Genomic DNA, 26,801 nt, shown 5'->3' with positions numbered 1-26,801 from the left:
GCTAGAGAAGCTTGGAATCGGGGATTTATCGCCAGAGCGTGCTTTAGTCAGGAAAGATTGGGGTTTTACTTCGCAGCAGGCCTAGACTTGCGGGCGTGACTATTGGCAAGATTCTCCTCTATTACTGCTTCACCCCCATCGAGGACCCCACCGCGATTATGTTGTGGCAGCGCTCGCTGTGCGAGAAGCTCGGGCTTAAGGGCCGAATCCTCATCTCGGAGCACGGCATCAACGGCACCGTCGGCGGTGACATGGATGCCTGTAAGCGCTACGTGCGCGAGACTCGCGAGTATCCGGGTTTCAAGAAGATGGAGTTCAAATGGTCGGAGGGTGGCGCGGATGACTTCCCGCGCCTCTCAGTCAAGGTCCGCGATGAGATCGTGGCCTTTGGCGCGCCGGGTGAGCTCAAGGTGGATGAGAATGGTGTGGTCGGCGGTGGCGTGCACCTGAAGCCGGAGGAAGTCAACAAGCTCGTCGAGGAGCGCGGCGAGGAGGTCGTCTTTTTTGATGGCCGCAACGCCATGGAGGCGGAAATCGGCAAGTTCAAAAATGCCGTTGTCCCCGACGTGAAGACCACGCACGATTTCATCGCTGAGCTGGAATCCGGCAAGTACGACTGGATGAAGGATAAGCCGGTCGTTTCCTACTGCACCGGTGGCATTCGCTGCGAAATCTTGTCGTCGCTGATGAAGAATCGTGGCTTCAACGAGGTCTACCAAATTGACGGTGGCATCGTGCGCTACGGCGAAAAGTACGGCAATGATGGCCTGTGGGAAGGCTCGATGTATGTCTTCGATAAGCGTATGCACCACGAGTTTGGCCAGGGGATTGAGGATCCAGGCTTTATCCAGCTGGGCCACTGCGTGCACTGTGGCAAGGGCACCAATACCTTCCACAACTGCATCAACGAGGACACGTGCCGTCAACAGGTGCTCATCTGTGATGACTGCATCCAGCACACAGAGACGCAACATTGTGGGCGCGAGGATTGCGCGGAGGTCGCCAAGGAGGTAGCGACTGCCCAGAAGCAGAGCTAAAAGCGCGGGGAGGGGCTAGAGTTCCGGGGCTAGGAGAATCTGAATATCGTTAATGCCCCAGAGCATGAAGTTGCCGGCCATGACCCAGAAAATGGCCATCCACCCGCGCCAGCGCAGATACGCCTTGAGCTTGCGCACCATGATGACGGCGCAGCCGATCATGCCCGCGAAGGGGATGATCATCGTCGTGGTTGCAAAAATGGTTCGCTGAGTCTTCGTGCACAACCATGAGGCATAGGCCGCCGGGTGGCAGTTGGTGTCGGGGCCAGCGAGCTTGAAAATGCCAGCGAGGAGCACTGCATACAGTGCCGAGCCCAGAAGGATAGCCACCATGAACCAGAGCGCCTGGCGCGAAGAGCGGCGGTTGGCTTTGGCTATGGTGAGGGGATCGGGGGCGTCGGCCAGCTCGTCGAAGCTTTGCGGCTCAGGACGGCGCAGGTTAGCGTAGTCCGCGTCCGACGTCAGGTCGTTTTCAGGATGCTCAGCTGCCATGATGTGCAGTCTAACGCGTGAACTAAGACTCAGGACCCGGGCCCGTCGGGCACACCAGTACAGGCACACCCACGTGTGGAAGAAGTTCAGTGGCGGTACTTCCTATGAAGACGCGAGCGAAGGGACCCATGGGCGCTGAGCCCAAGCAGAGAAGGTCGCCCTTCTTCCACTTGAGTGAGTCCACTGCGCCGGACCAGCCATTGCCGTTGCCGATGGCCGTGGTGACCTCAAGATCCGGGAAGGCGTCCGCAATAAAATCGTGGGCGCGGTCCAAGAGGGAGAGCGAGTACTCGCGCCAATTGGGGGCGTCACTGGGGAAAGTAGGGGAGTAGTCCAGAGGGACGTCGATAAGCCCCTCCGGTGAAAACGCCAGAACCCGCAGAGGTAACCCGGTGCGGTGGGCCATGTATGCAGCGCGGAGGAGTGCTGGGTCGTCATCGGCGCCGCGGTCGGTAAACGCGAAGTTGATGCGCGTGACCCCGTGCTTGGAAAGCTTAATGCTGCGCGGGCTCAAGCCGACAGGAAGCGGAGAATAGTGAAGGAGGGCATCCGCCGTGGAGCCGGAGAAGAATCGGCCCTTCGGCGCGGACTGATTGGCACCCAACAAGATGACATGGGCATCGAACTCTTGGGCCATCTCCTCCAAGAGCTGTGGGCGGGAGGGGCCGGCGACGAGTACAGACACGTCCTTATCCCACTGGGATTTGTGCACGCCCGCTGCACTCAAGGCGTCACGGACAGCCTCTTCGCAGGCAGCGCGTTCCTTCTTGAACCACTTCTTATAGGAACCGCTGAGCTTGCTTAAGGAGGTGACCGTCAGCGGTTGCGAGATGGTGGAAACGACGCGGATCTGCGTAGGCGTGGTGCGCGCGATCCACGCGGCAAAGTCAATAGCCTCCGTGCCGGCGGAATTGGGGCTCCAGGATACGAGGATGCGGACCGGAGGGAGTGAGTCCTCTGATGTTACGAGCCCCGGAGAGGGGCGTGAAGATTTCTTAACCATTCAGTACACGTGTCGGGGTTGTTTATTCCATTATCGACCCCTCCGGCCTTAAAATAAAATCTGCATAAGGCCTCCTCTAAGGTCTATTTTCCTTCCATGATGGGGCGGTAGACATCCGCCAGCTTGGAGATCAGGTTCACGAGGGAGTCGGCATCCTTGATATCCTCCGGCTCCAGCCATCGCAGAATCTCCGCCAAAGCGGCCGCACGCTGGCGAGAGACGATGGTCAGCTCGGACTCGCCCAGCTGGGTAAGGGCAACGAGAACACCGCGGCGATCCTTCTCGTCACGGTGACGCTCCACAAAACCATGGCGTTCCAATTGGTACAGGGCATTAGATGCGGTGGGCATACGGATCAGCTCTGCCTGGGCGATGGTGCTCACGCGGGAAGGGCCGCGCAGGCGGAGTTGGTTCATGATGGACACCTGGGAGGTGGTCAGGGAGGTGCCCTCCGTGGTGCGCTGGAAAATCAACATAAGTTTGTTGAGTGCGGGCTGAATCTGGCGGGCAACATCAAGGGCGTCCTCGTACGGTACGGGGGATTCGATATTTTCTTCACTCATGGAAAGTAAGTTTAGTGAGTTATGTGCCCTAATGGTAGTTAGCTTGCTGAAAAGTTTAGTTTTGCAGCGTGAATCGCTTACACCTTCCCAGTCTTCTATGGGAGTAGGCCCGTAGATTGTTGTCGCAGCCCCTACTAAAATGTATCGGGTAGATGCGGCGTCGTAGCCAGCGATGAGTATTGGTAAGGATGAGTTTTAGTAAGGAGGTATTCAGGTGTCGGCGAAAGTAACAACAGTGGCCTATCGCAACGAGGTCTCCTATGAGTGGGAACGCGCCCAGCATCTGCGTGATTTTCGCGCGGGCCGGATGAGCCGTGACGAGCTCTGCGACGCCGATTTCCTCCTTCGCGCCGCGGCGGAGCACCATGGCGTCGATATGCATAAGTCCTGCCCCATCTGTGGGCACGAAGTGCGCCTCACACGCTGGGTCTATGGCGATTGCCTGGGGCGTCGTGCGGGGAGCGCACGCAGCGAGCAGGAGATTGCGGATCTGGTGGCTGAGGGGCTGGAGTTTACGGTCCATGCGGTGGAGGTATGTCCGGCGTGCCGTTGGAATCATCTCCTTCGGGCCGCCACGGTCTATGCTTTAGGGTAGTTTTGGCTTCCCAGTTCACGCCGGTAAGCTGCATGTATTTACAGTTTCTGTACAGGATTGATGAGGACACGGATCAGTGACCGAAAAGGAAACGTCTCGGCGAAAGCCAAGTAGCCACAGGAAGAAGAGCTCCGACAACGGACGCCGCCAAAAACGCAGGTGGCCATGGATTGTGCTCGTTGTCCTGCTCGTAATCGTGGCCGTACCTGCGGCCCTTTTTGGCTACGCCTATACGCAGTACGACGTCCCCGACTCCAAAGAGTTGCAGCCCAGCCAGATTTCTACCATCGTTGCCCGCGATGGTGAATCGCAGTTGGCTAAGCTCGTGCCGCCAGAAGGCAACCGCCGCCAAGTTACCTTAGAAGAGATTCCAGACTATGTTGAGGACTCGGTTCTGGCTGCGGAAGACCGCGAGTTCTGGACCAACTCTGGCTTCTCCTTTACCGGCCTCGGCCGCGCTGTGTTGGGCAAGCTTACCGGCGATAGCAGCGCCGGTGGTGGCTCCACCATTACTCAGCAGTATGTGAAAAACACGCTGGTGGGTGACGAATACTCCTATGTCCGCAAGATTCGTGAGCTCATCTACTCCGTGAAGATGACGAATGAGTGGTCCAAGGAGGAAATCCTCAACGCTTATCTCAATACCGTCTACTTTGGCCGCAACGCCTATGGCATTGAAGCGGCGTCCAACGCGTACTTCAACAAGGACGCCAAGGACCTCACGAAGGAAGAAGGCGCGCTGCTCGCGGGCGTTATCCAGTCACCGTCTGTCCTTGATCCGTGGGTAGATGAGGAACGTTCTCATGCTCGTTGGGACTACGTCATGGATGGCCTCGTTGAGATGGGTGACCTGGATCAGGCTGAACGCGATCAGTTGGTCTTCCCGGAAACTCGCGATCCGTCTGAGTATTCCGCTTACACCGAAGCGCCAGGCGCTTATGGCCACATCAAGAACCAGGTCATCGATGAGCTGTCCCGTGTGGGCATCACCGAGGATCAGCTGGCCACTGGTGGCCTGAAGGTGACGACAACCATTGATATGACCGTCCAGAATGCGTCGACGGATGCTGCTCATGCAGAGCTGGGAGTGCTGCAGGAAGATGCACGTGCAGCGGCGGTCACCATTGACCCGGCTACGGGTGCCGTGCGCGGCTACTATGGCGGCGATGATTCTGGCGGCTGGGATTATGCCAATTCCCCGCTGCAGACAGGTTCAACCTTCAAGATTATGACCCTGGCCGCAGCGCTCCAGCAGGGCATCGATCTCAATACTTATTACTCCTCGGCGCCCTACCAGCTGCCTGGATCGCAGCTCGTGACCAACGACGTGGGTGCCGGCTGCGGTAGCTGCTCCATCGCTGAGGCAATGAAGAATTCTTATAACACGTCCTTCCTGCGCCTCCAGGATGACTTGGAAAACAAGACGCAGGACACCGCGGATATGGCGCATGCGTTGGGCGTGCCGCGCAGTCTTCCGGGGATTGAAAAGACCCTCACTGAAAATGGTGGAACGCCGTACGAGGGCATCGTGCTGGGCCAGTACCAGTCGCGTCCGCTCGATATAGCGACGGCAATGGCCACCTTGACCAACCAAGGCATATGGCATCAGCCGCACTTCGTGGAAAAGGTAGAAAACGCTGCCGGCGAAGTCCTCTACGAGAACCCGACCGACGGCGGTGAACGCCGTGTCTCCGCCAACGTGGCCAACAACGTGATCTCCGCGATGCAGCCAATTGCCGCATGGTCCAATGGTGCGCTAGCTGGCGGACGCCCGTCTGCCTCCAAGACTGGTACGACGCAGCTGGGCGATACGGGCCAGAACAAGGATGCGTGGATGGTCGGTTCCACGCCGCAGCTGGCTACAGCAGTGTGGGTAGGCACGGCCGACAACACCTCCGCAATCTTTAATCAGTGGGGCGGCATCATGTACGGCTCCAACTCGCCGACGAAGATCTGGAAGTCCATCTTGGACACCTCGCTTGCTGACGTCGAGCAGCAGGCCTTCCCGCAGGCTTATCCCATCAACTACGGCGTCGGCAGCTGGGGTTCTGGCTATACCTACGACCCGAGCCAGACCCAGACCTGGCAGGAGGCCCCAGCGGCCCCCGAGGAGGCCACCGAGAACGGCGATGAAGGCCAAGACAGCGAAAGCCATGATGGTGAGAACCACGACGGTGAGAACCACGACGGAGGTGGGGGCGATGCCCCAGCACCGCCTGAACAGCCTGCTCAGCCGGAACAACCCGCCCAACCGGATTCCCCGTCGATTGATGAATTGATCGACGACGGACTTAATCAACTTCTTGGTCAGTAGGAGACAGATCCCCCGGTGAGTCAGCAGAAAACTCAACAGCTTGTACCCCTCTCCTCCGAACCGCTAGCGCTGAGTGCGGTCGACGCCCTGGGTGGGCGCACAGGCCGCTTTGCCCGCTCCGGTAATGCTGGGTGGTGGACGCCGCTACGCGTCATCATCACCTTGGCGTGGACCTTCCTGGCTTTCGGTTTTCTGAGCAAGGCCACGTGTGCTGGCAGCCGCCGGGGTGACGATGGAACCATCAGCCTTAACTGGGATGGCAACCGCCAGTACACCTCTTTCTGCTACAACGACATCGTCCCGCTGTACGGCGGACGCGGTCTTGACGAGCCGGGCTTTCCCTACGCCTACTCCTGGGTCGAAGGTGACCTCACCCGCTACATGGAGTACCCCGTGCTTGCTGGCCTTTTCCAAGGGGCCGTCGGGTGGCTGGCGCGCAACACCTATGCAGCGGTGGAGTGGACCGGTATGGCGGAGGTCAGCTGGTACTTCGGCCTGACTGCCTTGGTGATGGCTCTCATCTGGGTGGGCGTCATCGTTATGGTTTTCCAGCTCACCGGAAACCGCGCGTGGGACACTATTCTCGTCGCGGCTAGCCCCCTCGTTGTTATTCACGCTTTTACGAACTGGGACATCCCCTCCGTCGCGTTTATGGTGGGCGCTCTCCTTGCGGTGACGAAACGCAAGAACCTGCTGGCCGGTGTTCTTATTGGACTGGGCACGGCCTTCAAGTTGTGGCCGCTGTTCATCCTCGGCGCCTTCTTGGTCCTGGCCATCCGCAACAAGCGGTGGGCTCCGTTCATCACGATGTTCCTCTCCACGATTGTCACGTTGGTCGTGGTCAACCTTCCGGTGGCGGTGATGTATCCGGATGCATGGCGCGAATTTTTCCGCCTTAACCAGGAGCGCGGTGCTGAGTGGACCACGATCTATGCGCTGATCAACCGCACGACGGACCTCAACTTTTCGCCGGAGTTCCTCAACACCTTTTCTTTGGTGGCGTTCTTGCTGTGCTGTGCAGGCATCGCCCTCTTGGGCTTGAAGGCGCCGCGTACGCCGCGCGTTGCGGAGCTGGTCTACCTCATCATCATGGCTTTCCTCATCTTCAACAAGGTGTGGTCGCCGCAGTATTCTCTGTGGCTCGTGGTACCGGCAGTGTTGGCTTTGCCGCGGTGGCGTCTCATTCTGAGCTGGGCGCTTGCCGACGCCCTCGTGTGGCCCATCCTCATGTGGCACATGCTCGGCTCAGAAAACAAGGCCCTGCCGCACGAGATGCTGGATCTGGCAGTTATCACGCGCGATGCCTTCATCATTGCCATTGGCGTGCTGGTCATCCGCCAAATGTGGGGCAAGTCCGAGGACAAAGTCCGTGCGGCCCATGGCGGACGCGATCCCCTCGCTGGAGGATTTAGGAAATGATCATCACGATCGTGGGCATAGTGTCTATCGTTTTGGGCTTCTTGTGCGTAACCACGGCCTACTACCTATTCCAGCGATCTGAGAACCGGACGTGGCCTCTCGTCCTTGGGTTGTTGGCTCTCCTTTTCCTCACTGTCATCCCGGCGAGTACCGCTGTTTTCTTTGCGGCAACGACCAACGGTATGTAAGACCGAGCGAGTGATTTCTTTTCCGCCGGTCAGTGCGGTACTGTGTGGGGGTTGCTTGACGCAACAGACCCTCCTGCCATATCCGCAAAGGTGATATGGCCGATACCAATTACTAGACCATAGGAGGTGATGAGGTCCGTGCGTCACTACGAAGTCATGATCATTCTGGATCCCAATCAGGATGAGCGCACCGTAACCCCGTCCCTGGATAAGTTCCTCGAAGCAATCCGCAAGGATGGCGGCAAAGTCGACAAGGTTGACGTGTGGGGCAAGCGCCGTCTTGCCTACCCGATCAACAAGAAGGAAGAGGGCATCTACGCCGTCGTTAACCTGGAGTGCGAGTCCCACTCGGTTCTCGAGCTCGATCGTCGTCTGAACCTGAACGACTCCATTCTGCGTACCAAGGTTCTGCGCACCGACAGCAAATAACGGATACTGGGTTTCGAGCATTTCTACACGAATCCGCGTAACCGATATTTAAGGAGTAAAGACATGGCTCAGGGAGATACCAACATTACGGTTGTCGGCAATATTGTTGCTGACCCGGAACTGCGCTTCACCCCGTCGGGTGCCGCAGTAGCAAACTTCCGCGTTGCCTCCACCCCACGTCGCTATAACCAGCAGACTTCTCAGTGGGAGGACGGCGAGGCCATGTTCCTCACCTGCAACGTGTGGCGCCAAGCCGCAGAGAACGTTGCGGAGACCCTGACCAAGGGCATGCGCGTTATTGTCACTGGCCGTCTGCGCCAGCGGTCCTACCAGACCCGTGAGGGCGACAACCGCACTGTCTTCGAGATTGAGGTCGATGAGGTGGGACCGTCCCTGCGCTACGCTTCCGCACAAGTCACCCGCAAGTCCGCTAACGGCGGAAATGGTGGCAACTACGGCGGCGGCCAGCAGCAAGGTGGCGGCAACTACGGCGGTGGAAACAACCAGGGTGGTTTCTCCGGAAACCAGTCCCAGTCTTCTGCCCCGCAGCAGTCCCAGCAGCAATCTTCTCCGAGTAACGACCCGTGGAATTCGGCACCCCAGGCAGGAAGCTTTGGTGGTGCGGATGCAGAACCCCCGTTCTAAGACTGTCACGCAAGTATTCATTTAACTCAATTGAAAGGCAGGGATCATGAAGCTGATCCTCACCGCTGCCGTTGAGAACCTCGGCGCCCCCGGCGAAATTGTAGAGGTTAAGGACGGCTACGGACGTAACTACCTGCTTCCGCGTGGCCTGGCTATTGTTGCCACCCGCGGCGCTGAAAAGCAGATCGAGGGCATCAAGCGTGCCCAGGATGCTCGTGCGATCCGCGACCTGGATCATGCACGCGAGATCCGTACCCAGCTGGAGGAGCTCAAGGACGTTACCGTCTCTGTGAAGACCTCCGAGTCCGGCAAGCTCTTCGGCTCCGTGTCCGCTGAGGACATCGTGAACGCCGTTGCCGCCGCTGGCGGCCCGAAGCTGGACAAGCGCATCGTTGTGCTTCCTAAGGGCCTGGTCAAGAAGACCGGCAACTACCAAGTCGAGCTGAAGCTGCACGCTGACGTCATCGGCAAGGTGAACTTCTCGGTCGTCGCTGCCTAAGACTTAAGGCGCACGACGGTCTCCTCCGTCCATCCCACGTGTGAGGCGTGGCGAGTGGACGCAGGTCAGACCCACTGACAACAGCAAAGCCCACAGGCCGTGCTTCTCCCACTATGTGAGGTGGTGGAGGAGGCGCGGCCTGTGGGCTGTTTTCTTGTCCGCTTTCCTGTCTGCGCACCTTAGCTAGGGGGTTGTGGACAAATGTGGATAACTCCGGAAACCTGTGGATAACTTGGTTGGCTGTTCACGGTGAGTTTACGTGCAGGCAGGTCTGTTAACCTGCTGGTAGCGGGGATTTCGGGCTTATAGTCGTACTTTTCCACTGGTTTTGTGCAGATTTTCACACTGCTGAAAACCTACTTTGACCTGCAGTTATTATATGTGCAGGTCGCGGGCTTGGGAAGTTATCCACAGCCGTGACCTTGGGCTTCGCAACAGTTCGGTGTGCTGAGCTGGTAATTCCACAGCCGTTTGTGGATAACTCTGGAAGTTATGCCCAAGGGGGAGTGTCGGGGACCTCGACTAGACTGTTGTGTACTCCGCGCGTATCCCTCGTGCTGAGCAAGCAAGAGTGGAGAATCAGCGCGCTGAATTTGTAGGTTTAACGAGCACCCCGGGGGCTGATGACAATGACTAGCGCTAGTTTTGATGACGACTCTGTACCGCTTCCGCCGGAGCCGTCGGAGGAGGAGCCGCGCCGCTCTTTTCGGCGTGATCGCTCACGCCCGGAGGAGCCACAGCGCTACGGAGAATTCCGCCAGCCTCCTGCGGACCGCGAAGCAGAGCAGGGCGTGCTCGGAGCGATGCTCCTGAGCCCCAACACGGTCATGGAAGTCATCGAGGAGCTCGAACCAGAGGACTTCTACTACCCGGCCCACACGCTCATTTACCAGGCCATGATTGACCTGTATGCCGCAGGTACGGATATCGATGCCGTGATTGTGGCCTCCCGCCTGGACCGCTACAACAACCTGGATCGTGTCGGCGGTGCCCCGTACCTCCATACCTTGCTGGCCACGGTGCCAACGGCTGCTAACGCTCGCTACTACGCGGAGATCGTTGCGGAGAAGGCAGTGCTGCGCAAGCTTGTCGACGCTGGAACGCGTGTGGTCCAGTTGGGCTTCGAGGGTTCTGAAGACCTCGAGATCGAATCGGTGCTGGATCGCGCCCAGCAGGAAGTCTTCGCGGTAGCGCAGAAGAAGACAACAGAGGACTACCGCGCGCTGACGGACCTCATTGATCCCACGATTGATGAGCTGGCAGCCCTCCAGCAAAATGGCGTGGAATCTGGCGTCCCCACAGGGTTCATTGACCTCGATAACCTCACCAACGGCTTGCGCGCTGGACAGATGATCATTGTGGCTGCACGTCCGGGTGTGGGTAAGTCCACGCTGGCCATGGACTTCATGCGCTCTGCATCCTTGCAGCACAACAAGACCTCGGTGGTGTTCTCGCTGGAGATGTCTGCCTCTGAGATTGTGATGCGCCTTCTCTCGGCGGAGGCGGAGGTCAAGCTTTCCGATATGCGCGGTGGGCGCGTCTCCACAGAGGACTGGGCCAAGATCGATGACACGCTTAACCGCATCCAGGACGCGCCGTTGTTCATTGATGATTCTCCCAACCTCACCATGATGGAGATTCGTTCCAAGGCTCGCCGCCTTAAGCAGCAACATGGCCTCGACCTGATTGTTCTGGACTATATGCAGCTGATGTCCTCGGGCAAGAAGGTGGAGTCTCGTCAGCAAGAGGTGTCGGAATTCTCGCGTCAGCTCAAGCTATTGGCCAAGGAACTTGAAGTTCCGCTGATTGCCATTTCGCAGCTCAACCGTGGGCCGGAATCCCGTACGGATAAAAAGCCGCAGCTGGCAGACCTGCGTGAGTCCGGTTCGCTAGAGCAGGATGCCGATATGGTTATGTTGCTCTACCGTCCGGACTCGCAGGACCGCGATGATCCCCGCGCGGGCGAAGCGGACATTATTTTGGCCAAGCACCGTGGTGGTCCGATTGACACGGTCAAGGTGGCCCACCAGCTGCACTACTCCAAGTTCGTCAATATGGCGCACGGCTAAGGAGGAGACGAAAGCACGGCCCCGGGGCTATAGGTCCACCACCGCGTTGGGGTCACCCAACCGTGGGCCGAGAATAACTAATACCAAGAAAACCGCAGCTGCGGCTAGTGCTAGCCATCGCCACAGCGGGAAGAAACGCTCGCCACAGAGGCGGGCACAGGTCGCTCCGATGAGTGCGCCCAGGGTATTAAAGATGAGATCATCAATATCCGTGCGCCCGAGCGCGAAGGCGTACTGCGTAGTTTCAAGCGCTAGGCTCAGCGCGAAGCCCCACGCAGCAGTCTTAGATATCGACCGGCACAGGGCAAAGACCAGCATGCCGAAGGGAATGAAGAAGGCTGCATTGCCCGCGTACTCAAAAAGCGGGCCGAACCAGGTGCCGCCTAGAAACTCGTCGAGCGGTATCAGCCGCAGGTCTCTTACACGCTGGTTTTCCGGCTTCCACAAGTAACCGATCTGATAAAAGGGCTTGAGTGTGGTGAGCGCGACCATCACCGCAATCCATGCGACAAGGGATACTTTATTGAGCAAGGGCCGTGCCTTTCAGCTCGGGGAGGCTGAGCGCTGCGAGTGCCGCTATGGCGAAGGCCGTGGCGAAGAGCACGAAGAGCCAGCCTGCTCCGGCGGTTGCGATAAGCGGCGGGACGATAAGTGGGGCCAGGATGGAGGCGAGGCGTCCGAAGCCGGCGGCCGCACCAGTTCCGCGGCCGCGCAGTGCGGTGGGGTAGAGCTCGGGGCTGATGGCGTAGAGCGCGCCCCATGCGCCCAAGTTGAAGAAGGACAGCAGGCAGCCGGCCAGAATGATCATGGCCTCGCTGCCGGCAAAGCCGTAGAGACCCGCGGACAACGCGGAGCCCACGAGGAAGGTAGCCAGCGTGCTGCGGCGCCCCCATACCTCAATGAGCCAGGCAGCCGCGGCGTAGCCGGGCAGCTGTGCCAGAGTGATGATGAGCGTGAAGCTGAAGGATTTCACCAGGGAGAAGCCGTCAGCAACAAGCAGAGATGGAATCCAGATGAAGGCGCCGTAGTAAGACAAGTTGACGCAGAACCAGATAGTCCACAGCGCCAGTGTGCGTCCGCGCAGGCTCTGTGACCAGATGCTGGTGGCAGTGATGTCTTCTTCGGAGTAGGTCGGGGCGGGCGTCGTGCGGTCGATGTTGGCGTCATCTACGTCGGCTTCGAAGGAAGCGACGACCTCTTCGGCTTCTTCGTGGCGTCCCTGTGACTCGAGGAAGCGTACGGATTCCGGGAGTTTGTAGCGTACGTAGAGTGCATAGGCCGCCGGCACCATGCCGAGGGCGAGTGCCCAGCGCCAGCCGCTTTCCGACGCCCCGACGACAAACGTTCCGATAATCGCTGCCAGAATCCAGCCCACCGCCCAGAAGGCCTCGAGTAAGACGACGAGGCGTCCGCGGACCTTGAGCGGGGCAAACTCGGAAATGAGTGTTGAGGCGACGGGAAGTTCGGCTCCGAGGCCGAGTCCGATGAAGAAGCGCAGGATAAGGAGCGCTACTAGCCCCGTCGCTAGAGCAGACGCGCCTGTGGCGAGGCCGTAGACAAGCAACGTCAGGGCGAAGATGTGGCGGCGGCCAAACTTGTCGGCCAGTAGGCCACCGAAGGTCGCGCCCAGCGCCATACCAATGAAACCAACGGAGGCCAGCCATGAGGACTCAGTAGGCGTAATACCCCAGTGCACGGCAAGGGCAGCCATGATGAAGGAAATGAGGCCAACATCCATGGCGTCGAGCGCCCAGCCGATACCAGAGCCGATAAGAAGGCGTTTGTGTTTGGAAGTGACGGGGAGACGGTCAAGCCGCTCCGTGCGAGAGACTGCATGATGATCAAGACGATTCATGCATAGTTAGATTACTCCGCAGGTGCGAACCTTCTCAGGCGAAGAGAGTTCGTGACGACGAATACCGAGCTAAAGGCCATGGCCAGGCCCGCGAGTAAGGGGTTGAGCAGGCCAAAGGCGGCGACCGGAATGAGAATAATATTATAGGCGAAGGCCCAGAAGAGATTGCCCTTGATGATGCGCAGCGTCTGCCGAGCCAAGCGCACAGAATCTGCCACCGAGCCTAAGTCGTTGTTCATCACGGTGATGTCGGAGGCCTCGATGGCTACGTCGGCACCAGCGCCCATGGCGATACCTAGATCCGCTTGGGCCAGGGCTGCGGCGTCGTTGACGCCATCGCCCACCATGGCCACGACCTTCCCCTCAGCCTGAAGGCGCTTGACGGCATCCACCTTGTCCTCAGGCATGACCTCTGCTTGGACGTCTGATACTGCGATGCCTACCTCGCGTGCGACGGCCTGGGCAGCACTGGTGTTATCACCAGTGAGGAGGTAGGGCTCGAGGCCCAGCTCCTTGAGGCGAGTAATGGCGGACGTGGAGGAATCCTTGATGCGATCGTGGAGCTCGAGGGTGCCAGCGAGCGTGCCGTCGACGTAGACACCGACCTGCGTGCCCGTGCCCTGGTAGCCGGCCGGTGGGCGGCCTACGCGAATCCGGGAGCCGTCGATCGTCGCTTCAATGCCTTGGCCGGGCAGTTCTTCAAAAGCGTCCGTGGCGGGTAGCTCCCCGTCGTACGCGGCGACAATGGCGCGGGCGATCGGGTGCTTGGAGCCCTTTTCGACGGCTGCGGCCAGGCGCAGGAGCTCATCCTTGGTGTGGGCGCCGGCAGTTGGCGAGTCAGCGGGCGTCACCGTCGTCACGGACATCTGGCCTTCGGTGATGGTGCCAGTCTTGTCGAGGACGATGGTGTCGATCTGTCGGGTGGATTCCAGGATTTCCGGGCCCTTGATCAGGATTCCCAGTTCGGCGCCGCGCCCGGTGCCGACGAGGATCGCGGTGGGCGTCGCCAAGCCCATGGCGCACGGGCACGCAATGATGAGGACCGCAACGGCGGCGACGAACGCTGGAGCCACGCCACCGACGACGAGGTGCGCGATGAGAGTAAGCAGTGCGATAGCGATGACGATGGGCACGAAGACTCCCGCGATGCGATCTGCAAGGCGCTGGATAGGAGCCTTTGAAGCCTGGGCGTCGGTGACGAGTTTGCCCATCTGAGCTAGAACGGTGTCGGATCCGACACGGGTAGCGCGCACCTCGAGGCGGCCGGAGGCGTTGATCGTTGCACCGGTAACGCGGCTGCCGGGGGAGACCTCGACCGGAAGGGATTCGCCGGTGAGTAGTGACTCATCCACAGCGGAGTGGCCGGCGGTGACGACGCCATCGGTGGCAATCTTTTCCCCCGGACGGACCACAATGATGTCGCCTACGCGCAGGTCGGACGCAGGGATTCGGCTTTCGGTTTCACCGCGCAGAACGGTCGCGTCCTTTGCACCCATGGTGAGGAGCTTGGTCAGCGCCTCGGAGGAACGCCCCTTGGCCTTCACCTCAAACCACCGTCCCAGCAGGAGGAAGGTGGTGACCATGCCGACGGACTCGAGATAGATGTGGTCCATCTGGGCGTCGTTGGAGCGCAGCGTCATGTGCATGGTCATGCCGGGCATTCCGGCATTGCCCAAAAACAGCGCGTAGAGTGACCACGCGTAGGCCGCAGTGGTGCCCAAGGTGATGAGCGTGTCCATCGTGGCGGCACCGTGCTTCAGGTTCGCCCACGTGGCCCGATGGAAGGGAGCGCCACCGAAGATATAAACGATGGTCGCCAGGACTAGACACGCCCACTGCCAATGCTGGAACTGCAAGGCTGGGACCATGGACAGCACCATGAGCGGAAGCGAAAGCGCGCCGGATACGAACGTGCGGTGCAGCAGGTCGGCGGCTTCAGCATCGCGCGCGGATTCCGTCGGTGTAGTCCCGGATTCAGTGTCGTCCTCACCGCCCATGGTGAAGGCCCCGTATCCTGCACCTTCAACAACCTCAATGAGATCGGCAGGTGTAGTGGTAGCAGGGTCATAACTCACGGACGCAGACTCCGTGGCGAAATTGACCGTGGCCTCAACTCCCTCCATCTTGTTGAGCTTGCGCTCGACTCGGGAGGAGCACGAGGTGCACGTCATCCCGGTAACGCCAAGATCGAGGTGGGCAAGGGGGCCGTGGGGCTGGAGGACGTCAGTCATAGCGCTTAGACCAGCTCGTAGCCGGCTTCTGCAATAGCGGCAGCAACCTGCTCATCGGTGAAGCCTTCGCCGCTGACGCTAACTGCGCCAGTCGCGTGGTCAGCGGTGACCTCAGTAACGCCGGCGATGTCGCCGACCTCTTCCTTGACGGACATTTCGCAGTGTCCGCAGGTCATGCCGGTAACGGTGTAGTTCTTGGTGGCCATAAGATGTTGTCCCTTCTACTCGTGTTGGTTCATTCCCGAGGATATACCCCCCTAGGGTATATGTGCAAGGAATAGAACTGGGTTGTGTACCGTTGAGTGGGAAAGAACCTAAGAATGAACCCGAACTGATAGGGAGAATGACCAATGGCAACGATTGACATTACTGAGGAGAGCTTCAAGCAGCTCATCGAAGGTGAGGGCATTACGCTTGTCGATGCTTGGGCGGAATGGTGTGGCCCCTGCAAGCGCTTCGGCCCGATCTTTGAAAAGGCCTCCGAGGAGCACCCAGACGCTACCTTCGCCAAGCTTGATACCGAGGCCAATCAGGAATTTGCAGCTAAGCTGCAGATTCAGTCCATCCCGACCCTCATGGTCTTCCGCGACGGCATCATGGTTTTCCGTGAAGCGGGCGCCTTGCCGCCAGCAGCCCTGGAGGATCTCATCACCCAGGTGAAGGCCCTCGACATGAATGAGGTTCGCGCCCAGGTGGAGAAGGAGCAGGGCGAGCAGGCTGAGTAAATTCTCAGCCGTTCACCACGCGCGCTTTTCTGTGAGTATCGCTACACTCGCAGGAAAGCGCCTTTTTATTGAGCGCTACATAAACAAAAACGACTGACAACATAACCGCGGCAGGAAGTACTGCTGCAGGAAGCATGAAGGAGTACGCGCGATGGCTAATCCATTCAGCAAGGGCTGGAAGTATGTGATGGCATCCTTCGATCAGAAGATCGATGAGAATGCTGACCCAAAGGTCCAGATCCAGCAGGCAGTGGAGGGAGCAAAGGAGCAGCACCGCCAGATTTCTGAGCATGCCGCGGAAATTATTGGGCGCAAGTCCCAGCTGGAGATGCAGCTTAACCGCCTGGTGGAGTCCCAAAAGGACTACCAGGATCAGACGCGCCGGGCACTAGAGATGGCGGAGAAGGCTGAGGATCCGCAGACGGCCTCCGAATACAACCAAGCAGCTGAAGTTGTAGCCAGCCAGCTCGTCGCCGTGGAGAAGGAGCTTGAAGGCCTCAAGGCCCAGCATGAGGCGGCCACCAAGGCTGCTGAGCAGGCAAAGGCTCAGCAGCAGCAGTCGGAGGCACGCCTTAAGGAGCAGCTGGCGCAGGTAGACCAGCTTCTCTCTCAGGCTGATCAGGCCGCGATGCAGGAAAAGAATGCCGAGGCGCTCGACTCCATGAACGAGCTGACACCGGATGGCTCCACTCCGACTCTGGATGGTGTTCGCGCCAAGATTGAGAAGCGCTACGCTGATGCTCTCGGTGCCCAAGAGCTGCACCGTGCCTCCGGTGGTGACCGCATTCAGGAGATTGCGGCCGCAGGTCACGACATGGCGGCATCCTCGCGCCTTGAGGAGATTCGCGCCGAGATGGCTAAGAGTAAGGAGCTGGAGTCAGGCTCTGCTGACAAGGCTGCCGACGCCCTCGAGGCCGGCGGCAACGATGTCGATGCTGCTGAAGCTGCCGAGACCACGGAGGCCGCCGAAGGCGGCGACTCCAAGTAGTGCAGGTCCCTTAAAATCGGGACCTGCAGTAAATCCGGGACCTGCATGGGCGGGCGGGCAGGCCGCCCGCCCATGAGGTTTGGGGGTCGGTTCGTGAGTTAGCCGTCCTGGCGGCGAATGTTGATGAGCACGCCGCGGATGCCGGAATGGAATCCGTCTCGCAGGTTCACGCGCTGGGTTTCTGTCAGCGTGTACTCGTGTAGCGTCTCGCAGGCGAACTGTAGGAGTGGGCGATCAATTTCTGGGGGCAGGCCACCGCCGGATAGCAGGTGGGCTTGGTCGCGTTGTTCGGAGCTGGCGGCATTGTCGAACCACCAGGACGCGTACTGCTGGCCCACGTCGAAGGGCGACTGGAATCCAGCGGAGCTCCAGACCTCTTCGGGGAGCGGAACGTACTTCGAGCGCAGCTTGCGGCGTGGAGCCATCATTGACGGCTTCGGCGCGGCCGGCTTCGGGGCTGTGGTGTTGTCGGCAGAGTCATCGTCGGACGATGAAGTCTGTGGAGCCTTTGCGGTTGCAGCATCCGGTGCTGCGGGGGCCACAGCCGACGGGGTAATCGGCCCCGGCTTCGGAGCTGAGGGGAACGCGGCCTGGGCTTCCGTGGGCTCGTCGCAGTCGTCATCGTCGTCGGCAAGCTGCGGAGAGGGCTGCGCAGAAGACTCATCGGAAGAGCCTTCGGGGGAGGAGGGCTGGCCAGACGTTTCGGCGTCCAGAACTGCGTCTGATTCGGAATCCTCGTCACCGTCACGCGGCTCGCGGATCGTTGGTGGCAAGGGTCCTTCGAGGACCTCGAGCTCCATTGCGTCGGCGAAGTCTTCGCGTGGATCCAGGATGGTCGTGGAGTCGCACGCATGACGCAGAGCGGAGGACATGGAATCCCATCCGAACCCGTAGAGGTGCACGCGGACGCCATTATTGACGGCCTCTTGGACGCCCGGAATCATGTCCGCATCGCCGGAGACGAGCACAAAGTCGGTGACGTGGCCCTTCATTGCGGCGACGATCATGTCTGCGACGAGGCGGGTATCCACGGCCTTTTGTGTGCGGCGCTCGCCCCACTCGATGAGCTGGCCAGTGCGCAGTTGCACGCCATCGCAGACGCGGAGCGCGCGCTGGTAGCGGTGGGGGCCGGTATCGGGGATGCCGTCGTACCAGTACTGGCGGTGAATGTGGTTGCCCACTTGGTTCTCAATCATGGAACCCAGGGAGCTGACAACCTCCGGTAAATCGATTTCTAGCTGGGCCCGAGCGCCGGTCTCCCAAGAGTTATAAAAGCTGGCAAGTAGGTATGACGTGTCAACGAAGACAAGTGTTCGTTCAAGCATGGCTCCTAAATTCCGTTCAATCGTTTCTAACTAATTTTTCTAGGGTCACTTTCGTGAGGTCTCCAGCTTAAGGCTGGTGTTATCCAGTGTGCCCCATTAGTCACAAAACGTCGATAACCTTGGGGAAATTCCCAGGTAATAGACGTGTTTGCCGCAAGTCTTGCGGAGGTTGCGGGGTTGGTTATATGGTTAGCTACATGAGTAACCAACCAACTAGGGGGACTGCATGGATAACTCCGCGCAGCCACTCTTTCGTCAGATAGCGGTACTCATCGAGGACGCCATTATTGAGGGCGCTCTCGCCGAGGGCGCCCAGGCACCGTCCACGAATGAGCTCGCCGCCTTCCACAGCATCAACCCCGCCACCGCCCGCAAGGGCCTGACCCTCCTCGTGGATCTCGGAATCCTCGAAAAACGCCGAGGTATCGGCATGTTCGTCACCTCTGGTGCCGCAGACCTTATCCGGGCGCGGCGTCGCCAAGACTTTGCGGCTGAATACGCAGCCCCGCTTATCGACGAAGCCGTGCACCTGGGCTATACCCGCCAGCAACTCCATGACCTCATCGACCTTGTCGCAGAAAGTCGAGGACTCTACTCATGATTTCTACCCCGCACTTCACCTTCGACGACGGCCTCACTCACGGCCTCGTCGGCCCCAACGGCATTGGCAAGACCACCCTGCTGCGCAAAATTGCCGGGCAATTGGGTGGCTCTGGCATCAAAGTCGACGGCGACAAGCCCTACGACAATGAAAAAGTCCTCAACAAGGTTGTCCTCATGGGAATCGACAACCCTCTGCCGGAAGGCTGGAACGTGAAGAAGATCTTCACCGTGGCAAGCCTGCGCTGGCCCACGTGGAGCACAGCGCGCGCTGAGGAACTGGTCGAGCGCTTCGAGCTTCCGACGAAAAACTACTCGGGCCTCTCCCGCGGGCAGAAGTCGGCGGCAAGCTTCATCGTTGCGGTGGCCTCGGGGGTGCCATACATGCTTCTCGACGAACCCTATCTCGGCCTCGACGCCGCTAAGCGGGAGGTATTCTATGACGTCCTGCGTGAAGAGCACGGCCGCACCATTATTGTCTCCACCCATCACCTCAACGAACTGTCTGGTTTGCTCGATACCGTGGCGCTGATGGGGGAGAACCCTCTGTCTGGTCCCATCGATGAGTTCATTGAGGGCGTCGTCCAGCTCACTGGCTCTGCCGAAACTCTCGATCGTGCGCTGGGGCGCCTGCAGCTCCCGGTACTCGAGCGCGAAACCTCCACCATGGCAGACCGCGCGCTTGTCGACGCCCGCCCCAACCACACCGCCAACGTCTTCGACATGGCCCAGGAAATGGGGCTACGTGCCACCGAGGTATCCCTCGAACAGGCAGTTCTGGCATTAGGGGAGGCATGATGAAGCTCTATAGGCATATGGCGCTGAGCTGGAACAGCTTCTTCTACGCTTTGTGGATTGTCATCCTTCCGGTGCTGGGAATGGGCCGTGGGCAAGGTTGGGTCATTGGTTACTCACTCTTTATGGTCCTTATGGTTTACCTTTCGCAGCCTGATTTCACGCGTTATCTGACCTTTGGGTTGAGCACCCGGGTGTGGAATGGGCACCGACGAATCAATGCTTCCCTGACGCTTTTGCTCATTGTTGCCAGTGCACCGTGGGTTTTTCCGTGGTGGGTTCTTGTAGCTCCGGTGCTCACGTGGGCAGTGTGTGTGGCCAAGCGTTTCGAACCGTCGCGCATAACCGCGAGCTCCCTCATCGTAGGCAGCGATGGTGATTCTTCAACGGGCTGGTTCTCAGCGTCCCCGGTCTCCCAGATTGTGTTGCGCCCTCAAGCTCGCGCGTGGATGTGGGCTGCGATTGGTGTAGCCATCGCAACGGCGATAACCATCGTGGTGATCAAGCTGTGGGATACCGGCGTGGGCATCGTGGGTGTCATTGTTACGTTGATTGTCCTGCCGCTAGTTGCTGATTCAATCCGCAGCTCACTCAAAGATGCAGTGGTCTTTGGGCTGCCGCGCGGTGCCTGGGCCAAGGCCACTGTGCTGTGCACGGCAATCCCCGTGCTCCTATCGCTCGTGGCCGATCTGGTAGCGATGATGTGGACCGGCAATCCAGCCGGCTTCACCATCGTGTGTCTTGCTACAACGTCACTACTTTTAACTTTCGCCATTACCGATAAACTGACGTGGCTTTACACAACTGCGCTAGCGGGAGCAATCGCCGTACTGTTCATAGCGTGGCTTATCAATCCCAGCGTTGCGATGGGGTGGGCGCTCACAGGAATGGCAATCATCTACGTCGTGTGGGTTGCCGTGTATCCCCGGATGGCTAAAAAGACCAACGTGTTTAGCCCGGGCCTCATGGGCTGGTTTGGGGCACACTGAGCGCCATCCAATGCCTGCGTTGAAAGGTTGTCTTTGTGCACTTCCAGAAGGGCTAAAAACCTTGAGTGAAGTGCACATTTGTGTTTTATTGAGGCCGTGTGTAACTTTATATGAGTCAGCGCGACCGACAGCGCCCCACAGGAACGGAAGTTCTAGGAGAGTGGCGGTAGGAAAACAGGCCCTGACGAACAAAGATTTTCTTTACTCGCAGTACTGCGTTTCATCTGACGATGGTCCGTATGACTGTGTGGTGATGATGTGTGAGAACTCAATAGTGTGCCAATGTACTTTTTTGTGTTGGTTGATTTTATTCATTTTGGCTGCGGTACGCCGTATGTGTATCGCGGTTGGTGTATGCCGGATGGCGCTTTTTCAAGCGGCGTCATTGTAAATAACAGTAAGTTGTTTGGGCGTATTGATGAAATCTTCTAACTAGGCCAATCCTCTTTTTGTGCCCCGTCGGGTTGGGGGTTGGTTGAAGTTTATTTTCTTTATGTAATTTTTGGATTTGCCAGTTCAGGCAGCATCGTTGTGGTGTTGTTTGTGTTGGTTTGTCTTTTTGTCTAGGTATTGGGCTTTTCACGGCCTTTTTGTGGAGAGTTTGATCCTGGCTCAGGACGAACGCTGGCGGCGTGCTTAACACATGCAAGTCGAACGGAAAGGCCAGTGCTTGCACTGGTACTCGAGTGGCGAACGGGTGAGTAACACGTGGGTGATCTGCCTTGCACTCTGGGATAAGCTTGGGAAACTGGGTCTAATACCGGATAGGAACCGTCTTTAGTGTGGTGGTTGGAAAGTTTTTTCGGTGCAAGATGAGCTCGCGGCCTATCAGCTTGTTGGTGGGGTAATGGCCTACCAAGGCGTCGACGGGTAGCCGGCCTGAGAGGGTGTACGGCCACATTGGGACTGAGATACGGCCCAGACTCCTACGGGAGGCAGCAGTGGGGAATATTGCACAATGGGCGGAAGCCTGATGCAGCGACGCCGCGTGGGGGATGACGGCCTTCGGGTTGTAAACTCCTTTCGACAGGGACGAAGCGCAAGTGACGGTACCTGTATAAGAAGCACCGGCTAACTACGTGCCAGCAGCCGCGGTAATACGTAGGGTGCGAGCGTTGTCCGGAATTACTGGGCGTAAAGAGCTCGTAGGTGGTTTGTCGCGTCGTCTGTGAAATTCCGGGGCTTAACTCCGGGCGTGCAGGCGATACGGGCATAACTTGAGTGCTGTAGGGGAGACTGGAATTCCTGGTGTAGCGGTGAAATGCGCAGATATCAGGAGGAACACCGATGGCGAAGGCAGGTCTCTGGGCAGTTACTGACGCTGAGGAGCGAAAGCATGGGTAGCGAACAGGATTAGATACCCTGGTAGTCCATGCCGTAAACGGTGGGCGCTAGGTGTAGGGGGCTTCCACGTCTTCTGTGCCGTAGCTAACGCATTAAGCGCCCCGCCTGGGGAGTACGGCCGCAAGGCTAAAACTCAAAGGAATTGACGGGGGCCCGCACAAGCGGCGGAGCATGTGGATTAATTCGATGCAACGCGAAGAACCTTACCTGGGCTTGACATACACCAGATCGCTGCAGAGATGTAGTTTCCCTTGTGGTTGGTGTACAGGTGGTGCATGGTTGTCGTCAGCTCGTGTCGTGAGATGTTGGGTTAAGTCCCGCAACGAGCGCAACCCTTGTCTTATGTTGCCAGCATTTGGTTGGGGACTCATGAGAGACTGCCGGGGTTAACTCGGAGGAAGGTGGGGATGACGTCAAATCATCATGCCCCTTATGTCCAGGGCTTCACACATGCTACAATGGTCGGTACAACGCGCAGCGACACTGTGAGGTGGAGCGAATCGCTGAAAGCCGGTCTTAGTTCGGATTGGGGTCTGCAACTCGACCCCATGAAGTCGGAGTCGCTAGTAATCGTAGATCAGCAATGCTGCGGTGAATACGTTCCCGGGCCTTGTACACACCGCCCGTCACGTCATGAAAGTTGGTAACACCCGAAGCCAGTGGCTCAAACTTGTTAGGGAGCTGTCTAAGGTGGGATCGGCGATTGGGACGAAGTCGTAACAAGGTACCCGTACCGGAAGGTGCGGGTGGATCACCTCCTTTCTAAGGAGCATTAATGAGACACCAGTTGGTGTTTGCACACTGTTTGTTGTGTGTGGTGGTTGAGTAGACGATTGTTTTGCTGCCACCTTTTTTGAATCGGGTGGAGATACACCTTAACCAGAATGATTGTTGACCAGATGGTTGATTGACTAACACGGAAATTTTTTAAGGTACGTTGGTGCATTGTTGGGTGTCTGGGGCATTATCCCCTGGTTATCAACCCACACGTGGCTTGGCAGTCGTGATGCGATATGCATGGTTGTTGGTTGGTGTGGGGTGTTGTGTGAGAACTGTATAGTGGACGCGAGCATTAAACCGCATGCTGTTGCCACCTTTTGTTGGCTGGCCTTTTTGGTTGGTTGATGGTGGTGGGTGTGTGGTTTGTGTGATTTCTGTTCTTTTGTGTTTTGTGTAGTTCACGCCGGCATGCTTTGGTTGCTGCTTTTTGTGGTGGCCTTTGTGTGTTGGTTGTGTGTTCGTTATTGAGGGCGCATGGTGGATGCCTTGGCATGCTGAGCCGATGAAGGACGTGTAAGGCTGCGTTAAGCCTCGGGGAGTTGTCAATAAAGCGTTGATCCGAGGATGTCCGAATGGGGAAACCTGGCACCTGTTATGGGGTGTTACCCTTCAGTGAATTCATAGCTGTTGTGGGGGTTTACGCGGGGAAGTGAAACATCTCAGTACCCGTAGGAGGAGAAAATAATAATGATTCTGCTAGTAGTGGCGAACGAACGTGGATGAGGCTAAACCGTGTGCATGTGATACTTGGTAGGGGTTGTGTGTGCGGTGTTGTGGGCCCTGATGTTAGCCAGCTACCACTGGTTTGCTTGTGTGTTGTTGTTAGGTGAAGTGGTGTGGAAACGCCCGCCAAAGAGGGTGATAGTCCCGTAGTTGAAGGCTTCAATGCATAGGTTGTTGGGTTGCCCGAGTAGCAGCGGGCTCGTGGAATCTGCTGTGAATCTGCCGGGACCACCCGGTAAGCCTAAATACTTAGTGTGACCGATAGTGTATGAGTACCGTGAGGGAATGGTGAAAAGTACCCCGGGAGGGGAGTGAAATAGTTCCTGAAACCATGTGCTTACAATCCGTCAGAGCACCGTTTGTGTGTGATGGCGTGCCTTTTGAAGAATGAGCCTGCGAGTCAGCGGCATGTCGCGAGGTTAACCCGTGTGGGGTAGCCGTAGGGAAACCGAATCCTAATGGGGTGTTGTTAGTGGCATGTCCTGGACCCGAAGCGGGGTGATCTACCCATGGCCAGTGTGAAGCAATTGTAAGAGGTTGTGGAGGCGCGAACCCACGTAGGTTGAAAACTGCGGGGATGAGCTGTGGGTAGGGGTGAAAGGCCAATCAAACTCCGTGATAGCTGGTTCTCCCCGAAATGCATTTAGGTGCAGCGTCGCATTAGCTTGGTGGAGGTAGAGCTACTGGTTGGTTGAGCGGGACTACAATCTTAGCAATGTCAGCCAAACTCCGAATGCCATCAATTGTGTTGTGCGGCAGTGAGACTGTGGGGGATAAGCTTCATAGTCGAGAGGGAAACAGCCCAGATCGCCGGTTAAGGCCCCTAAGGGTGTGCTAAGTGGAAAAGGATGTGGGATCGCGAAGACAGCCAGGAGGTTGGCTTAGAAGCAGCCATCCTTGAAAGAGTGCGTAATAGCTCACTGGTCGAGTGGTCCTGCGCCGACAATGTAGTGGGGCTCAAGCACACCGCCGAAGCCGCGGCAATACTTTGTGTATTGGGTAGGGGAGCGTCGTGCATGTGTTGAAGCGTTACCGTAAGGAGGCGTGGAGTGTGTGCGAGTGAGAATGCAGGCATGAGTAACGAATTGGAAGGTGAGAATCCTTCCCGCCGGATGACTAAGGGTTCCTGGGTCAAGTTCGTCTTCCCAGGGTGAGTCGGGACCTAAGGCGAGGCCGACAGGCGTAGTCGATGGACAACCAGTTGATATTCTGGTACCCGTATGTCCGCGCCCATGATAAAGCACTGATACTAACCACCGCGGAGATAATTGGCGTGTTCTTTGAACACGTTGGTTGTTGATGTCGTGGGGCCTGAAGTGTGGTTCAAGCAATGGGGTGACACAGTGTAGTAGCCATGCCGCTTAGTGGATTGTTGGTGTAAGCGTGTGAGGTGGTGTGTAGGCAAATCCGCATACCGTTAACCTGAGGCGTGATGCGTAGCCCGATTGGGTGAAGTTGGTGATCTAGTACTGTCGAGAAAAGCCTCTAGCGATGTGGATGTATGGCCCGTACCCTAAACCGACACAGGTGGTCAGGTTGAAAATACTAAGGCGTTCGGGTGAACTGTGGTTAAGGAACTCGGCAAAATGCCCCCGTAACTTCGGAAGAAGGGGGACCACACGACTTAAGCCAACCTTTGCGTTGGTGGTGGGTTGTGGGGTCGCAGAGAATAGAGGGAAGCGACTGTTTATCAAAAACACAGGTCCATGCGAAGACGTGAAGTTGATGTATATGGACTGACGCCTGCCCGGTGCTGGAAGGTTAAGAGGACCGGTTAGTAGTCTTTTGGCTGCGAAGCTGAGAATTTAAGCCCCAGTAAACGGCGGTGGTAACTATAACCATCCTAAGGTAGCGAAATTCCTTGTCGGGTAAGTTCCGACCTGCACGAATGGCGTAACGACTTCTCTGCTGTCTCAACCACAGGCCCGGTGAAATTGCACTACGAGTAAAGATGCTCGTTACGCGCGGCAGGACGAAAAGACCCCGGGACCTTCACTATAGCTTGGTATTGGTGTTCGGTTCGGTTTGTGTAGGATAGGTGGGAGACTTTGAAGCGTGCACGCCAGTGTGTGTGGAGTCGTTGTTGAAATACCACTCTGATCGGATTGGATATCTAACCTTGGCCCATGATCTGGGTTGGGGACAGTGCCTGGTGGGTAGTTTAACTGGGGCGGTTGCCTCCCAAAATGTAACGGAGGCGCCCAAAGGTTCCCTCAGCCTGGTTGGCAATCAGGTATCGAGTGTAAGTGCACAAGGGAGCTTGACTGTGAGACAGACATGTCGAACAGGGACGAAAGTCGGGACTAGTGATCCGGCACCTACTTGTGGATGTGGTGTCGCTCAACGGATAAAAGGTACCCCGGGGATAACAGGCTGATCTTCCCCAAGAGTCCATATCGACGGGATGGTTTGGCACCTCGATGTCGGCTCGTCGCATCCTGGGGCTGGAGTAGGTCCCAAGGGTTGGGCTGTTCGCCCATTAAAGCGGCACGCGAGCTGGGTTCAGAACGTCGTGAGACAGTTCGGTCTCTATCCGCCGCGCGCGTTGAAACTTGAAGAAGGCTGTCCCTAGTACGAGAGGACCGGGACGGACGTACCTCTAGTGTGCCAGTTGTTCCGCCAGGAGCATCGCTGGTTGGCTACGTACGGAAGGGATAACCGCTGAAAGCATCTAAGCGGGAAGCCTGTTTTAAGATGAGGTTTCATTTGAGGTCCCCTACAGACGATGGGGTTGATAGGCCAGACCTGGAAGCACCGCAAGGTGTGAAGGCTACTGGTACTAATAGACCAAAACAAACACACCAAACCCAACCAGGGTATTGGAGAACAAACAAACACCAAGACAAAAAATCACGTCACTGTTGCTCGCGTCCACTACACAGTATCTGACACAACACCAGCAACCAGGCACAAACAATGCCTCGAGTGTTTGTCGGTGGCCTATAGCAGCAGGGAAACGCCCGGACCCATTCCGAACCCGGAAGCTAAGCCTGCTAACGCTGATGGTACTGCAACCGGGAGGTTGTGGGAGAGTAAGAAACCGCCGACACCAAACAACAACAAACAACTCAATACAACGACAAGGACCGTTGAAGCACGATTGCTTCAACGGTCTCTTCCATGTTTTACCCGTGCGAGAAGAAATGAAGAATGAGTCCTCGTTGCACCTGAGGTAAACGAAACGTCATCTGCG

22 protein-coding genes and 3 rRNA genes are annotated in these 26,801 nt (G+C 57.8%); 17 read left to right on the top strand and 8 right to left on the bottom strand.

Annotated features, from left to right (window positions below; translation table 11 throughout):
* The first annotated feature begins 95 nt into the window (after nucleotides 1-95).
* The gene (locus I6J26_RS05455) at nucleotides 96-1,037 is read left to right on the top strand and encodes a rhodanese-related sulfurtransferase (RefSeq protein ID WP_115024042.1); all 942 of its coding nucleotides are present in this window, start codon (nucleotides 96-98) and stop codon (nucleotides 1,035-1,037) included.
* Between the two features lie 15 nt (nucleotides 1,038-1,052).
* On the opposite strand, the gene I6J26_RS05450 is transcribed toward I6J26_RS05455, so the two are convergent.
* The 3 genes from I6J26_RS05450 to I6J26_RS05440 all read right to left on the bottom strand — a co-directional run bounded on the left by I6J26_RS05450 (nucleotide 1,053) and on the right by I6J26_RS05440 (nucleotide 3,095).
* On the bottom strand, nucleotides 1,053-1,529 hold the full coding sequence (locus I6J26_RS05450) for a hypothetical protein (RefSeq protein WP_115024039.1): 477 nt from the start codon (nucleotides 1,527-1,529) through the stop codon (nucleotides 1,053-1,055).
* A 22-nt stretch (nucleotides 1,530-1,551) separates the two neighbouring features.
* Nucleotides 1,552-2,532, bottom strand: coding sequence for a universal stress protein (locus I6J26_RS05445; protein WP_115024037.1), 981 nt, complete (start codon nucleotides 2,530-2,532; stop codon nucleotides 1,552-1,554).
* An 83-nt stretch (nucleotides 2,533-2,615) separates the two neighbouring features.
* Entirely contained in the window at nucleotides 2,616-3,095 is a 480-nt protein-coding gene (locus I6J26_RS05440) for a MarR family winged helix-turn-helix transcriptional regulator (RefSeq protein ID WP_115024034.1), read from the bottom strand.
* A 214-nt stretch (nucleotides 3,096-3,309) separates the two neighbouring features.
* Between I6J26_RS05440 and I6J26_RS05435 the strand changes: the two genes are divergently transcribed.
* The 8 genes from I6J26_RS05435 to dnaB all read left to right on the top strand — a co-directional run bounded on the left by I6J26_RS05435 (nucleotide 3,310) and on the right by dnaB (nucleotide 11,253).
* Nucleotides 3,310-3,690: a DUF5318 family protein gene (locus I6J26_RS05435; protein ID WP_239121845.1), complete on the top strand. Its 381-nt coding sequence runs from the start codon at nucleotides 3,310-3,312 to the stop codon at nucleotides 3,688-3,690.
* 76 nt (nucleotides 3,691-3,766) lie between these two features.
* A complete protein-coding gene (locus tag I6J26_RS05430) occupies nucleotides 3,767-6,004 on the top strand; it encodes a transglycosylase domain-containing protein (protein WP_115024031.1) in 2,238 nt (745 codons plus the stop codon).
* Between the two features lie 15 nt (nucleotides 6,005-6,019).
* Entirely contained in the window at nucleotides 6,020-7,423 is a 1,404-nt protein-coding gene (locus I6J26_RS05425; RefSeq protein ID WP_115024029.1) for a glycosyltransferase family 87 protein, read from the top strand.
* Complete coding sequence (locus I6J26_RS05420; protein ID WP_115024026.1) at nucleotides 7,420-7,611, top strand: hypothetical protein; 192 nt, start codon at nucleotides 7,420-7,422, stop codon at nucleotides 7,609-7,611. The genes I6J26_RS05425 and I6J26_RS05420 overlap by 4 nt, the downstream gene beginning before the upstream one ends.
* A 138-nt stretch (nucleotides 7,612-7,749) precedes the next feature.
* Nucleotides 7,750-8,040, top strand: a complete 291-nt coding sequence (gene rpsF / locus I6J26_RS05415; RefSeq protein WP_181815413.1) for a 30S ribosomal protein S6 — start codon at nucleotides 7,750-7,752, stop codon at nucleotides 8,038-8,040.
* 63 nt (nucleotides 8,041-8,103) lie between these two features.
* On the top strand, nucleotides 8,104-8,685 hold the full coding sequence (locus tag I6J26_RS05410; protein WP_115024023.1) for a single-stranded DNA-binding protein: 582 nt from the start codon (nucleotides 8,104-8,106) through the stop codon (nucleotides 8,683-8,685).
* Between the two features lie 46 nt (nucleotides 8,686-8,731).
* Nucleotides 8,732-9,184 (top strand): 50S ribosomal protein L9, encoded by a 453-nt coding sequence (rplI, locus tag I6J26_RS05405; protein WP_039672721.1) that lies wholly within the window; start codon nucleotides 8,732-8,734, stop codon nucleotides 9,182-9,184.
* A 629-nt stretch (nucleotides 9,185-9,813) separates the two neighbouring features.
* On the top strand, nucleotides 9,814-11,253 hold the full coding sequence (gene dnaB, locus I6J26_RS05400; protein WP_115024020.1) for a replicative DNA helicase: 1,440 nt from the start codon (nucleotides 9,814-9,816) through the stop codon (nucleotides 11,251-11,253).
* A 27-nt stretch (nucleotides 11,254-11,280) separates the two neighbouring features.
* On the opposite strand, the gene I6J26_RS05395 is transcribed toward dnaB, so the two are convergent.
* From I6J26_RS05395 to I6J26_RS05380, 4 genes are read right to left on the bottom strand one after another with little or no spacing between them, the layout of a single operon-like run.
* The gene (locus tag I6J26_RS05395; protein ID WP_115024018.1) at nucleotides 11,281-11,784 is read right to left on the bottom strand and encodes a VanZ family protein; all 504 of its coding nucleotides are present in this window, start codon (nucleotides 11,782-11,784) and stop codon (nucleotides 11,281-11,283) included.
* Nucleotides 11,774-13,108 carry an MFS transporter gene (locus I6J26_RS05390; protein WP_115024015.1) on the bottom strand — a complete coding sequence of 445 codons (1,335 nt, stop codon included), beginning with the start codon at nucleotides 13,106-13,108 and terminating at the stop codon, nucleotides 11,774-11,776. Before I6J26_RS05390 ends, I6J26_RS05395 begins: the two co-directional genes overlap by 11 nt.
* Nucleotides 13,109-13,119: 11 nt before the next feature.
* Nucleotides 13,120-15,339 (bottom strand): heavy metal translocating P-type ATPase, encoded by a 2,220-nt coding sequence (locus tag I6J26_RS05385; protein WP_115024013.1) that lies wholly within the window; start codon nucleotides 15,337-15,339, stop codon nucleotides 13,120-13,122.
* A 5-nt stretch (nucleotides 15,340-15,344) separates the two neighbouring features.
* Nucleotides 15,345-15,545, bottom strand: coding sequence for a heavy-metal-associated domain-containing protein (locus tag I6J26_RS05380; RefSeq protein ID WP_115024010.1), 201 nt, complete (start codon nucleotides 15,543-15,545; stop codon nucleotides 15,345-15,347).
* Nucleotides 15,546-15,689: 144 nt separating this feature from the next.
* Here I6J26_RS05380 and trxA point away from each other — a divergent pair, with 144 nt between their 5' ends.
* Together trxA and I6J26_RS05370 are read left to right on the top strand one after the other, a co-directional pair.
* The gene (trxA, locus tag I6J26_RS05375) at nucleotides 15,690-16,064 is read left to right on the top strand and encodes a thioredoxin (RefSeq protein ID WP_115024009.1); all 375 of its coding nucleotides are present in this window, start codon (nucleotides 15,690-15,692) and stop codon (nucleotides 16,062-16,064) included.
* 151 nt (nucleotides 16,065-16,215) lie between these two features.
* On the top strand, nucleotides 16,216-17,052 hold the full coding sequence (locus tag I6J26_RS05370) for a PspA/IM30 family protein (protein WP_115024006.1): 837 nt from the start codon (nucleotides 16,216-16,218) through the stop codon (nucleotides 17,050-17,052).
* Between the two features lie 98 nt (nucleotides 17,053-17,150).
* Here the strand turns inward: I6J26_RS05370 and I6J26_RS05365 are convergent, their stop codons facing one another.
* The gene (locus I6J26_RS05365; RefSeq protein WP_115024003.1) at nucleotides 17,151-18,377 is read right to left on the bottom strand and encodes an NYN domain-containing protein; all 1,227 of its coding nucleotides are present in this window, start codon (nucleotides 18,375-18,377) and stop codon (nucleotides 17,151-17,153) included.
* A 226-nt stretch (nucleotides 18,378-18,603) separates the two neighbouring features.
* Between I6J26_RS05365 and I6J26_RS05360 the strand changes: the two genes are divergently transcribed.
* From I6J26_RS05360 to rrf, 6 genes are all read left to right on the top strand, one after another.
* Complete coding sequence (locus tag I6J26_RS05360; protein ID WP_115024000.1) at nucleotides 18,604-18,978, top strand: GntR family transcriptional regulator; 375 nt, start codon at nucleotides 18,604-18,606, stop codon at nucleotides 18,976-18,978.
* Complete coding sequence (locus I6J26_RS05355; RefSeq protein ID WP_115023997.1) at nucleotides 18,975-19,775, top strand: ATP-binding cassette domain-containing protein; 801 nt, start codon at nucleotides 18,975-18,977, stop codon at nucleotides 19,773-19,775. Before I6J26_RS05360 ends, I6J26_RS05355 begins: the two co-directional genes overlap by 4 nt.
* Nucleotides 19,772-20,761 carry a hypothetical protein gene (locus tag I6J26_RS05350; protein ID WP_239121844.1) on the top strand — a complete coding sequence of 330 codons (990 nt, stop codon included), beginning with the start codon at nucleotides 19,772-19,774 and terminating at the stop codon, nucleotides 20,759-20,761. Before I6J26_RS05355 ends, I6J26_RS05350 begins: the two co-directional genes overlap by 4 nt.
* A 589-nt stretch (nucleotides 20,762-21,350) precedes the next feature.
* Nucleotides 21,351-22,867: ribosomal RNA gene (locus I6J26_RS05345) — 16S ribosomal RNA — on the top strand.
* Nucleotides 22,868-23,339: 472 nt separating this feature from the next.
* A 23S ribosomal RNA gene (locus I6J26_RS05340) occupies nucleotides 23,340-26,410 on the top strand.
* A 129-nt stretch (nucleotides 26,411-26,539) separates the two neighbouring features.
* Nucleotides 26,540-26,657 (top strand): 5S ribosomal RNA (gene rrf / locus I6J26_RS05335).
* The 16S, 23S and 5S rRNA genes sit together here, the layout of an rRNA operon.
* The last annotated feature ends 144 nt before the right edge of the window (nucleotides 26,658-26,801 follow it).

Source organism: Corynebacterium minutissimum (genome assembly GCF_016889765.1).
Lineage (GTDB): Bacteria > Actinomycetota > Actinomycetes > Mycobacteriales > Mycobacteriaceae > Corynebacterium > Corynebacterium minutissimum_B.
Note: the sequence above shows the minus strand (reverse complement) of the source record. Positions and strands in the feature narration are given on the sequence as shown.

Coding starts and splice junctions, on each gene's coding strand:
- I6J26_RS05450 (WP_115024039.1), bottom strand. CDS start 1,529: ATGGCAGCTGAGCATCCTGAAAACGACCTGACGTCGGACGCGGACTAC.
- I6J26_RS05445 (WP_115024037.1), bottom strand. CDS start 2,532: ATGGTTAAGAAATCTTCACGCCCCTCTCCGGGGCTCGTAACATCAGAG.
- I6J26_RS05440 (WP_115024034.1), bottom strand. CDS start 3,095: ATGAGTGAAGAAAATATCGAATCCCCCGTACCGTACGAGGACGCCCTT.
- I6J26_RS05420 (WP_115024026.1), top strand. CDS start 7,420: ATGATCATCACGATCGTGGGCATAGTGTCTATCGTTTTGGGCTTCTTG.
- I6J26_RS05410 (WP_115024023.1), top strand. CDS start 8,104: ATGGCTCAGGGAGATACCAACATTACGGTTGTCGGCAATATTGTTGCT.
- rplI (WP_039672721.1), top strand. CDS start 8,732: ATGAAGCTGATCCTCACCGCTGCCGTTGAGAACCTCGGCGCCCCCGGC.
- dnaB (WP_115024020.1), top strand. CDS start 9,814: ATGACTAGCGCTAGTTTTGATGACGACTCTGTACCGCTTCCGCCGGAG.
- I6J26_RS05390 (WP_115024015.1), bottom strand. CDS start 13,108: ATGAATCGTCTTGATCATCATGCAGTCTCTCGCACGGAGCGGCTTGAC.
- I6J26_RS05385 (WP_115024013.1), bottom strand. CDS start 15,339: ATGACTGACGTCCTCCAGCCCCACGGCCCCCTTGCCCACCTCGATCTT.
- I6J26_RS05380 (WP_115024010.1), bottom strand. CDS start 15,545: ATGGCCACCAAGAACTACACCGTTACCGGCATGACCTGCGGACACTGC.
- trxA (WP_115024009.1), top strand. CDS start 15,690: ATGGCAACGATTGACATTACTGAGGAGAGCTTCAAGCAGCTCATCGAA.
- I6J26_RS05370 (WP_115024006.1), top strand. CDS start 16,216: ATGGCTAATCCATTCAGCAAGGGCTGGAAGTATGTGATGGCATCCTTC.
- I6J26_RS05365 (WP_115024003.1), bottom strand. CDS start 18,377: ATGCTTGAACGAACACTTGTCTTCGTTGACACGTCATACCTACTTGCC.
- I6J26_RS05360 (WP_115024000.1), top strand. CDS start 18,604: ATGGATAACTCCGCGCAGCCACTCTTTCGTCAGATAGCGGTACTCATC.
- I6J26_RS05355 (WP_115023997.1), top strand. CDS start 18,975: ATGATTTCTACCCCGCACTTCACCTTCGACGACGGCCTCACTCACGGC.
- I6J26_RS05350 (WP_239121844.1), top strand. CDS start 19,772: ATGATGAAGCTCTATAGGCATATGGCGCTGAGCTGGAACAGCTTCTTC.